Here is a 12,651-nt window from a genome sequence, read left to right as displayed (position 1 = left end):
TGCTCACCCCTTCTCAGGAGAACGAACATGAAAAAGCAGATCCTCGCCAGCCTTGTCCTCGCCGCCCTGTCCGCCAGTGCCTTCGCCCTGCCGCAGGTAACCGCCGCGCAATCCACCGCCCCTGTCGTCGCTGAAGATGGCGCCGATCGTGTTGGCGCGAACCGTGTCGCCGAAGGTGGTGCCGAGCGCACGCTGGAGCGTTTCCGCGTAGCCGAAGATGGCGCCGATCGTGTTGGCGCGAACCGTGTCGCCGAAGGCGGTGCCGAGCGCACGCTGGAGCGTTTCCGCGTCGCTGAAGATGGCGCCGATCGCGTCGGTGCGAACCGTGTCGCCGAAGGTGGTGCCGAGCGCACGCTGGAACGTTTCCGCGTAGCCGAAGATGGTGCCGATCGCGTCGGTGCGAACCGTGTCGCCGAAGACGGTGCCGACCGCGTAGGTGCCAGCCGTATCAGCTGATCCGGTCATCTATCACGCGGGAGCAGTCTCATGCCGCACAGCCGTTAGCAAGGGCGCCCTCGACCGGCGCCCTTTCTGTTTCCCACATTCTCCACACAATCTCCACGCTCGCCCCATACCCCCGCCACCCAGGCTGCCCAGACTCTGCCGTACCTTCACTCGCTACGGAGAGCCGTACCATGAGCCGTACCCTGGGCTTCAAGCTGGGCGCCATCGCCCTGCTGATTCTGCTGTTGATGATTCCCCTGTTGATGATCGATGGCCTGGTCGACGAGCGTCAGGGCCTGCGCCATGACGTGCTGCAGGACATCGCGCGCAGCTCCAGCTATCGCCAGCAGGTCACCGGGCCGATTCTGGTCGTGCCTTACATCAAGACCACTCACGAGTGGAAAACCAACAAGACCACCGGCGAACGCTACACCGAGGAGCGTCAGCAACGCGGACGCCTGTACTTCCTGCCGGAGCGCTTCGTGCTCGAGGGGCAGGTCGGCACCGAGCTGCGGGCGCGGGGCATCTACCAGGCGCGCCTGTACCACAGCGACAGCCAGGTCAGTGGCCAGTTCCGCCTGCCGGCGCGCCTGGGCCTGGGCGACGACCTCGGTTTCTACCGCTTCGAGAAACCTTTCCTTTCGGTCGGCATCAGCGACATTCGCGGTATCAGCAATGACCTGCAGCTGCGCCTCAATGGCCAGACCCTGAGCTTCGCTCCCGGCAGCGGCGACGACAGTTTCGGCGCGGGCGTGCATGCACCGATCCCCGCACTCGACCCGCAGGGTGGGCAGAGCCTGGAGTTCGCCTTCGACCTCAAGCTGCAGGGCACCGAGCAGTTGTCGATCGTGCCGGTCGGGCGTGACAGCCGGGTCAAGCTGAGCTCCGACTGGCCGCACCCGAGCTTCGTCGGCGAGTACCTGCCGAACCGTCGCAGCATCGACGCCAAGGGTTTCACGGCCGAATGGCAGACCAGCTTCTTCGCCACCAACCTGGAGGAGGCGCTGCGTGACTGCGTGGTGGGCGAGCGTTGCCAGGCGCTGTTCGGCCGCCACTTCGGCGTCAGCTTCGTCGACCCCGTCGACCAGTACCTGAAGACCGACCGGGCGATCAAATACGCGCTGCTGTTCATCGCCCTGACCTTCGCGGCGTTCTTCCTCTTCGAAGTGCTCAAGCGCCTTGCCGTGCACCCGGTGCAGTACGCCCTGGTGGGGCTGTCGCTGGCGCTGTTCTACCTGTTGCTGCTGTCGCTCTCCGAGCACCTGCCTTTCGCGCTGGCCTATGGCCTTTCCGCCACGGCCTGCGTCGGCCTGATCGGCTTCTACGTCAGCCACGTGCTGCACAGCTGGCAGCGCGGCATGGGCTTTGGCGCCCTGCTGGCGGCGCTCTACGGGATGCTCTACGGCCTGCTCAGCGCCGAGGATTACGCCCTGCTGATGGGCTCGCTGCTGGTCTTCGGCGTGCTCGGCAGCGTGATGGTACTGACCCGCAAACTGGACTGGTATGGCGTCGGCCGCGCGGCCCCGCAAGCCTGAATCATATGGCGCGGCAGTGGCCGCGCCGCTTCTCTGGAGGTGATCCCATGCGTCTTCTCATGCAGTTTTCCGCGTGCCTGGGCCTTGGCCTGGTGGTAGCCGTGATGATTCTGATCGGTCTGATGTTCGTTGGCTGGTTCGACGTCATCGATGGTCTGCTGATGACTGGCAAGCCCCTCGCCAGCCTGAGCCTGATGGTGTTGCCGGAGGGCTTCTGGAGTTCGCTGATGGGGGTGCAGGACGCCGCGAACAACAGCTCGCTGCGTTCCTTTCTGGCGCTGTGTGCCGCACTGGGCCAGGTCGGCCTGATCCTGGCGCTGGGTTTCATGCGCCTGTGGTACCGCGCATGAGCGGGCATATCGGTTTGCGTGAGGAGGCGCGTGCCGGGCATCTGCTGGCACGGCGCATCGCCTGGCTGTTTCGCGATGCCCGTCATGGGCGGTGGTGCTGCGCTGACGTAGACTCGCGGCGGGATGAACAGGAGGTGTTCAGGGATGACATTCAGACTCGCCGTGGGCCTGGCCGGCCTGCTGACAGCCAGCGTGGCGCTGGCCGATGACTGCTCGGCGCAACTGCCTGGCTGGCTGGAACAGGCGCACCCGGGCCAGGCTGGCGGAATCTGGCTGCAGGATGAGCGCGGGGCCTATCGGGTGGATGCCCGACAGAGCATCTGCAAGGTCTGGCCGGCGCGGCCGCACCTGACCCTGGTCGCCGTGCCGCTGCTGCGCGAGGAGCATGACGACCATGGCCAGAGCGACCTCGAAGTCCTCCTGCTCGATAGTGCCAGGCAAGATGTCGTGGCGCGCCTGATCGAACCCAACCGGCTGGATTGGGATGCGATATTCGTCGATGGCATCGAGTTCGACACCGCCCCTTATCGTCTGCGTGCGCAGGACCTGGCCTTCGGTGTCCGCATCAAGCGGCGCAACGGATCAGCCCCCAATCCCTTCCACGAAACCGAACTCAACCTGTACGAGCTGGATGGACAGCACCTGAGGTCGGTGCTGAGCGAGCTGGTGGTGCAGCGCTCGGGAGGGGAGTGGGATACCCACTGCGCCGGAGAGTTCAGCGAATCCACGGGCGTGGTGATCATCACCGAGCGCGTCGGGCATGCCGGCTATCGCGACCTGCAGCTCAGGATGAGCGCTATCCACAGCCGCTCCGCAGAGGTCGCCGGCGACTGTCAGACGGTCGAGCGCAGTACCCAGCGCTCCCGATACACCATCGAATACGGCGACGAGCGCTATCTGCTGCCGATCGAGCTGTCGCCGCTCTGAGCGGCCACCCTACTCCCGCACGATCTGCGCGAGGTTTTGCAAAACAGCGCCCGCATGCTGCACATGGACGGGCAGTCATGACGATCTTCGGCTAATACCAATGTCTAGCTGTCGGCTTTTGCTGGCCAGCTGCTAGTTTGAAGGTGCATCAGAATAACAATAACCGGAGGCGTCTATGACTTCTGAACAAGCAAATGCCGCGGCCTACTGGAAGGCCAATGTGCGGCTCATCACCTGGAGCCTGATCATCTGGGCGCTGGTTTCCTACGGATTCGCCATGATTCTGCGCCCCATGGTCGCGGGTATCTCGGTAGGCGGTTCCGACCTCGGATTCTGGTTCGCGCAGCAGGGCTCCATCCTCTTCTTCATCGGGCTGATCTTTCACTACGCGTGGAGACTGAACAAGCTCGATAAAGAATTCGGCGTCGAGGAGTAGGTCATGAGCCAGTTCGTAATCAACATGCTGTTCGTGGGGGCGTCCTTCGCGCTCTACATCGGTATCGCCATCTGGGCGCGCGCCGGTTCCACCAAGGAATTCTACGTCGCGGGCGGTGGCGTCCATCCGGTCACCAACGGCATGGCGACGGCTGCTGACTGGATGTCTGCAGCCTCGTTCATTTCCATGGCGGGCCTGATCGCCGCCGGTGGTTATGCCAACTCCACCTTCCTCATGGGCTGGACCGGCGGCTACGTGCTGCTGGCGATGCTGCTCGCGCCCTACCTGCGCAAGTTCGGCAAGTTCACCGTGCCGGACTTCATCGGTGATCGCTTCTACAGCCGCGGTGCGCGTCTGACTGCGGTGATCTGCCTGGTGATCATCTCCGTCACCTACGTGATCGGCCAGATGGCCGGTGCCGGTGTCGCGTTCTCGCGCTTCCTCGAAGTGAGCAACTCGACCGGTATCTGGATCGCCGCAGCGGTGGTGTTCGCCTACGCCGTATTCGGCGGCATGAAAGGCATCACCTACACCCAGGTGGCGCAGTACGTGGTGCTGATCATCGCCTACACCATTCCGGCGATCTTCATCTCCCTGCAGCTGACCGGTAACCCGATTCCGCCTCTGGGCCTGTTCGGTGACCATGTCGAGTCCGGCCTGCCGCTGCTGCAGAAGCTCGATGCCGTGGTCCGTGACCTGGGCTTCGCCGCCTACACCGCTGACGTCGACAACAAGCTGAACATGGTGCTGTTCACCATGTCGCTGATGATCGGTACTGCCGGTCTGCCGCACGTGATCATCCGCTTCTTCACCGTACCGCGCGTGGCCGATGCCCGCTGGTCCGCTGGCTGGACGCTGATCTTCATCGCGCTGCTGTACCTCACCGCTCCGGCTGTGGCCTCCATGGCGCGCCTGAACCTGATGACCACCATCTACCCGGAAGGCACCTCGGCGCCTGCGCTGTCCTATGAAGAGCGTCCGGAGTGGGTCAAGACCTGGGAAACCACCGGCCTGATCAAGTGGGAAGACAAGAACGGCGACGGCCGCATCCAGATGTACAACGATGCCGCACCGGCCTTCACCGCGACCGCTCAGGAGCGTGGCTGGAACGGCAACGAGCTGACCGTCAACAACGACATCCTGGTGCTCGCCAACCCGGAAATCGCCAACCTGCCGGGTTGGGTCGTGGGTCTGATCGCGGCGGGTGCCATCGCGGCTGCACTGTCCACCGCGGCGGGGCTGTTGCTGGCGATCTCCTCGGCGATCAGTCATGACCTGATCAAGACCCTGATCAATCCGAAGATCAGCGAGAAGAACGAGATGCTCGCCGCGCGGATCTCCATGGCCTGCGCGATCCTTCTGGCGACCTATCTGGGGCTCAATCCGCCTGGGTTCGCCGCGCAGGTGGTGGCGTTGGCCTTCGGTATCGCGGCAGCCTCGCTGTTCCCGGTGCTGATGATGGGGATCTTCTCCAAGCGCATGAACGACAAGGGCGCGATCTGCGGCATGGTCGCCGGTCTGGCCATCACCCTGGTGTACATCTTCACCTACCTGGGCTGGTTCTTCATTCCGGGCACCAACATGCTGGCCAATACCCCGGACAACTGGTTCATGGGCATCTCCCCGGCTTCCTTCGGTTCCGTCGGTGCGCTGATCAACTTCGCCGTGGCCTACGCCGTGTCGATGGTCACCGCCGAGCCGCCGCAGGAAATCCAGGATCTGGTGGAAAGCGTGCGTACCCCCAAAGGTGCTGGTGCCGCTCTGAGCCACTGAGCATAATCCTGGCCTGACGCCATCGTTCGATGGTCCAGGGTCTGACAGACGGGCCTCCTCGGAGGCCCGTCTTTTTTCGGGAACAGTCGTATGTTGTGGACTTTGCTTGCCATCGTGGTTTCGGGGCTCGGCGCTGCCGGTATTGCCCTGCTGCTGCGCAAACTGACGCGCAACAGGTTGCCCAGGTGGATCATTCCGCTGTTCGGTGGCCTGGGCATGCTGGGTTACCAGGTGTCCTACGAGTACGCCTGGTTCGAGCACCAGCAGCAGCGCCAGCCGAAGGAGTCGGTCGTGGTCGCGACCGAGCAGGGGCATGTGTTCTGGCGTCCCTGGAGCTACTTCGTACCCATCACCACGGCCTTCACCGTGCTCGACAGCAAGAGCGTCGTGCGCCAGCAGGTCGCGGATGCGCGGGTGGCGGAATTCATGCTCTATCGCTTCGAGAAGCAGCATGTCGACCATGTCTCGCACCAGGCGCACCTGCTCAACTGCGAAACGGCCGAGCTGCTGCCGCTGGATGAGCAGAAACAGCCGCAGCTGTCCCAGCTCAAGCGCATCGACAAGAGTGACACCCTCTACCGCCTGACCTGTCAGTAGGTCAGCGCGTGACCTGCCTCGCCGATCTCGCGGCGGGGCACGGGTCTTTCTGCCAGCGCATAGACCCAGGTCAATGCCCGCGCAGTGCATCTGCATAGAATCGCCAGCCCCTGATTTTTCGAGCGCGCGGTCATGCCCCGTTTTCCCGAATTGCTGTCGCCGGCCGGCACCCTGAAGAACATGCGCTACGCCTTCGCCTACGGCGCCGATGCGGTGTATGCCGGGCAGCCACGTTACAGCCTGCGCGTGCGCAACAACGAATTCGATCACGCCAACCTGGCGCTGGGCATCGCTGAGGCGCACGCACAGGGCAAGCAGTTCTACGTGGTGGTCAACATCGCCCCGCACAACGCCAAGCTCAAGACCTTCCTCAAGGACCTGGCGCCGGTGATCGAGATGGCGCCCGACGCGCTGATCATGTCCGACCCCGGCCTGATCATGCTGGTGCGCCAGCATTACCCGCAGATGCCGATCCATCTGTCGGTGCAGGCCAACGCGGTGAACTGGGCCAGCGTCGAGTTCTGGCGGCAGCAGGGGCTGACGCGGGTGATCCTGTCGCGCGAGCTGTCGCTGGAGGAGATCGGGGAAATCCGCGCCCAGGTGCCGGGCATGGAGCTGGAGGTATTCGTCCACGGCGCGCTGTGCATGGCCTATTCCGGGCGCTGCCTGCTGTCGGGCTACATCAATCGTCGCGATCCCAACCAGGGCACCTGTACCAATGCCTGTCGCTGGCAGTACCAGGCCACGCCGGCAGCCGAGAACGAACTGGGCGAGATCGTGCGCGTGGTCGACCCGACCCTGGGCCAGGGGGCACCGACCTCTCAGGCGTTCGTGCTGCAGGAAGCGGGGCGCCCGGAGGAGGAAATGAGCGCCTTCGAGGACGAGCACGGCACCTACATCATGAACTCCAAGGACCTGCGTGCGGTGCAGCACGTCGAGCGCCTGGTGCGCATGGGCGTGCATTCGCTGAAGATCGAAGGGCGGACCAAGAGCCACTTCTACGTGGCGCGTACTGCCCAGGTCTATCGCCGCGCCATCGACGATGCGCTGGCCGGCAAGCCCTTCGATCCGAGCCTGCTGGGCAGCCTCGAATCGCTGGCCCACCGTGGCTATACGGAGGGCTTTCTGCGCCGCCACGTGCACGACGAATACCAGAACTACGAGCGCGGCAGCTCGGTTTCCGAGCGTCAGCAGTTCGTTGGCGAGCTGACCGGCGAGCGCCGTGGCGAGCTGGTCGAAGTGCGGGTGAAGAACCGCTTCGCGGTGGGTGATGGCCTGGAACTGATGACGCCACAGGGCAACCTGCGCTTCACCCTGGAGCAACTGCAGAACGCACAAGGCCAGGCGCAGTCGGTAGCGCCTGGCGACGGCCACGTCCTCTACCTGCCGCTGCCGGCGCAGGTGCAGCTGGAGTACGGCCTGCTGATGCGCGATCTGTAGGGCGCGAGGGTGGAGGGATAGCGTTTTCGGTGGATGGGTGAAGCGTCATCCACCCTACGGTGTTGTAGGGGCGGGGGTGGATCGCCGGCAAGCCGGCTCCTACGGATCGCGTCAGCCGATGCATCTGGCGATTCGCTTCAGTCGCGATGTGCTCGAGCAGGGTGTAGGAGCCCGCTTGCGGGCGATACGGGCGATACGGGCGATGCGCAGGGCGCCGCTACATCGCCTGCTGGCGGCGGCGTCGGCTGGCCAGCTGGCGTTCCAGTTCGCAGAGGCTGTCGATGCCCTGGCGGCGTGCCTTGCTGAACAGCATCAGCGCCAGTTCGGCGGTGACCAGCGCGTCGGCACTGGCGTTGTGGCGCTGTTGCACCTGCAGGCCGAACTCGGTGACCCACTCATCCAGTCCGCCCTGACGCACGCGTGCCTGCGGGCAGAGCAGGGGGGCGATCTCGGCGACGTCGAAGAAGTTGTGCTGCAGGCGATAGTCCAGGCTCTGGCGCAGGGCACGCCCCAGCATGCGCTGGTCGAAACCGGCATGGAAGGCCAGCAGCGGGCTGCTGCCGACGAACTCCATGAAGTCCAGCAAGGCCTCGGCCGGGTCGACGCCGCGTGCCACCTCGCTGGGGGCGATGCCATGGATCAGGGTGCTGGCGCTGGCCTGGTGGTCGGGCCGGCGCAGGGTGCATTCGAACTGTTCGGCGAAGTCGATGGCGCCGTGATCGATCACCACCGCGCCAATCGCCAGTACCAGGTCGCGGCGCATGTTCAGGCCGGTGGTCTCCAGGTCCAGCACGACGATGCGCTGCTGGTGCAGCGGCCGCTCATCGAGCGGCGCGGGCGCACTCAGGGCCTGGCGACGTTGCAACTGCTGCTGGGTCAGGGCCGGGCCACGGCCGGTGAACCAGGTGAACTTGCTCATAGCTGATACCTCATGGCCAGGCTGCTCTGCAGTCGCTGAGCCTGGCGGAAGGACTCGCGCAGGATACGCCGGTCCAGGTGATTCAGGTGATCGGGGTCGACCCGATTGGAGTAGGGCAGTTCGTCGCGCGCCTGCAGCTGGTGCTGCTGCATGCGGGTTTGCTGGATGAAATGATAGGCCTCCTCGTAGGCCGCGCCATCCAGCGCATCGATCACGCCCTTGGCGACCAGCGCGCGCAGGCGCTCCAGGGTGCCGACCGAGCTGATGCCGTTGGCCAGCGCCAGCAGGCGGGCGCCATCGACGAAGGGCGTCAGGCCCTGCACCTTGAGATCGAGGGTGTCCTTGTCGGCGCCGGAGCGCGCCACCACGAAGTCGCGGAAGCGGCCAACCGGCGGACGCTGGCGCAGGGCGTTCTCGGCCAGCATCTTCTGGAACAGGCTGTTGCTGGCGACGCGTTCGAGCAAGGCGGCGCGCAGCTGCTCGCAGCCGGTATCCGGGCCCCAGATGGTGCGCAGGTCGAAGTAGATCGACGAGCCCAGCAGGTTCTCCGGCGTCGCTTCGTCCACGAAACCGGCGAAGCGCCGCGACCACTCCTGGCGCGACAGGCACAGCTCCGGGTTGCCGGCCATGATGTTGCCCTTGCACAGGGTGAAGCCGCATTGCGCCAAACGCTGGTTGATCTCGACGGCCAGCGGCAGCAGGCGGCCACGGATGGTGGCGGCCTCGGCAGCGTCGGCGGCCTCGAAGAGAATGCCGTTGTCCTGGTCGGTGTGCAGGGTCTGCTCGCGGCGGCCTTCGCTGCCGAAGCACAGCCAGGTGAACGCGATGCCCGGGTCGCCCATGTCCTCGAGGGTCAGCTCGATCACCCGGCACACGGTGTGGTCGTTGAGCAGGGTGACGATGTGGGTGATCTGCGTCGAGCTGGCGCCGTGGGCGAGCATGCGATCGACCAGCAGGCGAATGTCGCTGCGCAGCCCGGCCAGGGTCTCGACCTTGCCGGCGTGGCGAATGGTTCGGGCCAGGTGGACCAGGTCGACCCGCTGCAGGCTGAACAGGTCTCGCTCGGAAATGACCCCGCAGAGCTTCTCGTTCTGCACCAGGCAAACGTGGGCGATATGCCGCTCGGTCATGGCGATGGCGGCGTCGAAGGCACTGGCGTCCGGTTGCAGATGGAAGGGGTTGGGGGTCATCAGCCGGTCGATCGGCTGCGCCAGGTCGACGCCGTCGGCGACCACCCGGCGCAGGTCGCGCAGGGTGAAGATGCCCAGGGGCCGCTCGCTTTGGTCCACCACCACGATGCTGCCCACGTGCTGCTCGTGCATCAGCCGCACGGCCTCGCGCAGGGGCGTGTGCGGCGCGCAGCCGATGGGTTGGCGCATGGCCAGCTCACCCAGGCGGGTATCCAGCGAGTACTGCGCGCCGAGGGTTTCCACAGCGCGCAACTGCACCTGCTGGTTGACCTGGTCGAGCAGGCTGCTGACGCCGCGCAGGGCGAAGTCGCGCAACGGGTTGGAGACGGCGAACAGCTTGATGAAGGCGTGCTTGGCCAGCAGCAGGCAGAAGGTGTCTTCGGCGGCCAGGTGTTCGGTGCGGGTGGCGCGCTCGCCGATCAGTGCGGCCAGCGGAAAGCATTCGCCTGCGGTGATCTCGAAGGTGGTCTCGGTGCCACGGCGTGCGCTGTGCGGACGCTCACCGTGCACACGCCCCTGCTTGACGATGTAGAAGTGCTCGACCACGCCATCGGCGGGTTTGATGATCGAGTCGCCCTCGGCATAGAAGCGCAGCTGGCAATGCTCGACCAGAAACGCCAGGTGGGCGGTGTCCATCTGGTTGAAGGGGGGGAACTTCTGCAGGAACTCCATGGTGCCGTGGATGTTCTGCAGCACCGCGGTCTTGCCCGCATCGGCCATCGCGTCGGCCTTGCTCATGGGCTTGCGCCTCGCACGTTCGGGATGCTTGCAGTGTGGCCCCGGCACGGCGTTTTGCCCATTGCACCTAAGTAGGGGGCAGCGGCAACGCGCGCCGCACGGGGTTTTGACGAAATTTTTACGTCCCCCCGGGCAGACTTCGCCAGCCCTCGTGTTCCGCAACCAGCAGGCCTTTCCATGCAGCCATCCGTACCCGCCGCCCGAGCCCCGGCTCAGGTCAGCATCGCCAGCCATCTGGCATTCATCCTGAGCAGCGCACTGTGCATGCTGCTGCTGTTCGCGCTGGCGCGCCTGGGCCTGCTGGCCTACAACCATGCGCTGATCGCCGATACGCCGGCCAGCACCTTTGCCGAGGCCTTCTTCAACGGTGCGCGGTTCGACCTGCGCCTGATCGTCTATCTGTGCATCCCGCTGACCCTGGCGCTGCTCAGCGTGCGGGCGATGCGTGCGCGTCACCTGCAGGTGGCCTGGCTGACCCTCGCCACCAGCCTGTGCCTGTTCTTCGCCGTGGTCGAACTGAATTTCTACCGCGAATTCCACCAGCGCCTGAACAGCCTGGTGTTCCAGTACATGCAGGAAGACCTGGGCACCGTGGCCAGCATGATCTGGAACGGCTTCCCGGTGCTGCGCCTGCTGCTGGTCTGGGCCCTGGCCAGCGTGCTGCTGGCCTGGCTGTTCCGCCGCATCGAACGCGCCACCCGTGCCCGCGCGAACGCCAGCGCGCCGCACTGGGCGGCCCGCAGCGCGGTGTTCGTGATGTTCCTGCTGGTCTGCGTCGTGGCCGCGCGTGGCACCCTGCGCTCCGGTCCGCCGCTGCGCTGGGGCGACGCCTATACCACCGATTCGATGTTCGCCAACCACCTGGGCCTCAACGGCACCCTGACCCTGGCCAATGCCGCCAGCAACTACTTCTCCGATCACCGTGACAACAGCTGGAAGGCGACCCTGCCGGCGGACGAGGCCCGGCAGGTGACCCGCGACCTGCTGCTGACCCCGCGTGACCGCCTGATCGATGCCGACCAGGCGGCCGTGCGCCGCATCTACACGCCGCCGCCCGAAGGTCAGCTGCCGCAGGTGCGCAACGTGGTGGTGATCCTCATGGAAAGCATGGCGGGGCGCTACATCGGCGCGATGGGCAACCAGGACGGCATCACGCCGAACTTCGATGCGCTGGCCAAGCAGGGCCTGCTGTTCCAGCACGTGTTCTCCAACGGTACCCACACCCATCAGGGCATGTTCGCCACCATGGCCTGCTTCCCCAACCTGCCGGCGTTCGAGTACCTGATGCGCATGCCCGAGGGCAGCCACCAGTTCTCCGGGCTGCCGCAGCTGCTCAGTGCCCGTGGCTACGATGACGTCTACGTCTACAACGGCAGTTTCGCCTGGGACAACCAGTCCGGCTTCTTCGCCAACCAAGGCATGCGCAATTTCGTCGGCCGCGAGGACTTCGTCGACCCGGTGTTCATCGACCCGACCTGGGGTGTCTCCGACCAGGACATGTTCAGCCGTGGCGCCGAGGAGCTGGCCAGGCTGGGGCGCCAGGGCAAGCCCTTCTATGCGCTGCTGCAGACGCTCTCCAACCACACCCCGTACGCCTTGCCGGAAAACCTGCCGGTCGAGCGCGTCAGCGGCCACGGTTCGCTCGACGAGCACCTGACCGCCATGCGCTACGCCGACTGGGCGCTGGGGCAGTTCTTCGCCAAGGCGCGTCAGGAGCCCTACTTCAAGGACACCCTGTTCGTGGTGCTGGGCGATCACGGCTTCGGCAACGATGAACAGATCACCGAGATGGACCTGTCGCGCTTCAGCATCCCGCTGCTGATGATCGGTCCGGGCGTGCAGGAGACCTTCGGCAGCAGCCGCGATACCGTCGGCAGCCAGATCGACGTGGTGCCGACCATCGTCGGGCGCCTGGGCCTGCCGGTACAGGCGCAGTGCTGGGGCCGCGACCTGCTGGCGCTGCCGCCGGGTGATGCGGGGGTGGCGGTGATCAAGCCGTCCGGCAGCGACCAGACCGTGGGCCTGGTGAGCGGCGACCGCATCCTGGTCAAGCCACGTGACCGTGACGCGCGCCTGTATCGCTACCAGCTGGGCCACGACGCAGGCGCCGAGGTGATCGATGACGCCCAGGCGCGTACGGACCTGGAGCGCAAGCTGTCGGCCTTCGTCCAGACCGCGACCGCCAGCCTGCTGGGCAATACCACCGGCGTCTCGCTGGACAAGACGGCGCAGGCCAAGCGCTAGCGGCACAGGCCTGCCGCGACCGCCCAATAAAAAACCGCCCCGAAGGGCGGTTTTTTCA

The 12,651-nt window shown here is 65.5% G+C and carries 11 protein-coding genes; 9 read left to right on the top strand and 2 right to left on the bottom strand.

Going from position 1 to position 12,651, the window contains the following annotated elements; translation table 11 throughout:
• Positions 1-27 precede the first annotated feature (27 nt).
• The 8 genes from EWH21_RS22215 to yegQ all read left to right on the top strand — a co-directional run bounded on the left by EWH21_RS22215 (position 28) and on the right by yegQ (position 7,502).
• Positions 28-456, top strand: a complete 429-nt coding sequence (locus EWH21_RS22215; RefSeq protein ID WP_257229330.1) for a phage infection protein — start codon at positions 28-30, stop codon at positions 454-456.
• A gap of 179 nt (positions 457-635) precedes the next feature.
• Positions 636-1,979, top strand: coding sequence for a cell envelope integrity protein CreD (gene creD / locus EWH21_RS22210; protein WP_047591870.1), 1,344 nt, complete (start codon positions 636-638; stop codon positions 1,977-1,979).
• A gap of 47 nt (positions 1,980-2,026) precedes the next feature.
• Positions 2,027-2,329 (top strand): hypothetical protein, encoded by a 303-nt coding sequence (locus EWH21_RS22205; RefSeq protein ID WP_277699350.1) that lies wholly within the window; start codon positions 2,027-2,029, stop codon positions 2,327-2,329.
• 144 nt (positions 2,330-2,473) lie between these two features.
• Positions 2,474-3,256, top strand: a complete 783-nt coding sequence (locus EWH21_RS22200) for a hypothetical protein (protein WP_277699349.1) — start codon at positions 2,474-2,476, stop codon at positions 3,254-3,256.
• A gap of 175 nt (positions 3,257-3,431) precedes the next feature.
• Entirely contained in the window at positions 3,432-3,692 is a 261-nt protein-coding gene (locus EWH21_RS22195) for a DUF4212 domain-containing protein (protein ID WP_037056334.1), read from the top strand.
• Positions 3,693-3,695: 3 nt separating this feature from the next.
• Complete coding sequence (locus EWH21_RS22190) at positions 3,696-5,465, top strand: sodium:solute symporter family protein (RefSeq protein ID WP_277699348.1); 1,770 nt, start codon at positions 3,696-3,698, stop codon at positions 5,463-5,465.
• A gap of 90 nt (positions 5,466-5,555) precedes the next feature.
• Positions 5,556-6,062, top strand: coding sequence for a hypothetical protein (locus tag EWH21_RS22185; protein ID WP_037056343.1), 507 nt, complete (start codon positions 5,556-5,558; stop codon positions 6,060-6,062).
• Positions 6,063-6,194: 132 nt separating this feature from the next.
• Positions 6,195-7,502: a tRNA 5-hydroxyuridine modification protein YegQ gene (gene yegQ, locus EWH21_RS22180; RefSeq protein ID WP_152489780.1), complete on the top strand. Its 1,308-nt coding sequence runs from the start codon at positions 6,195-6,197 to the stop codon at positions 7,500-7,502.
• 217 nt (positions 7,503-7,719) lie between these two features.
• On the opposite strand, the gene EWH21_RS22175 is transcribed toward yegQ, so the two are convergent.
• Complete coding sequence (locus EWH21_RS22175) at positions 7,720-8,421, bottom strand: 3'-5' exonuclease (RefSeq protein ID WP_277699347.1); 702 nt, start codon at positions 8,419-8,421, stop codon at positions 7,720-7,722.
• A complete protein-coding gene (locus tag EWH21_RS22170; protein ID WP_277699346.1) occupies positions 8,418-10,349 on the bottom strand; it encodes a putative nucleotidyltransferase substrate binding domain-containing protein in 1,932 nt (643 codons plus the stop codon). The genes EWH21_RS22175 and EWH21_RS22170 overlap by 4 nt, the downstream gene beginning before the upstream one ends.
• 177 nt (positions 10,350-10,526) lie before the next feature.
• On the opposite strand from EWH21_RS22170, the gene EWH21_RS22165 reads away from it, so the two are divergent.
• Entirely contained in the window at positions 10,527-12,593 is a 2,067-nt protein-coding gene (locus tag EWH21_RS22165; protein ID WP_277699345.1) for an LTA synthase family protein, read from the top strand.
• Positions 12,594-12,651 lie beyond the last annotated feature (58 nt).

The sequence above is a fragment of the Pseudomonas sp. REST10 genome, from assembly GCF_029542605.1.
Lineage (GTDB): Bacteria > Pseudomonadota > Gammaproteobacteria > Pseudomonadales > Pseudomonadaceae > Aquipseudomonas > Aquipseudomonas khazarica.
This window is presented reverse-complemented; position numbering and strand designations above follow the sequence as displayed.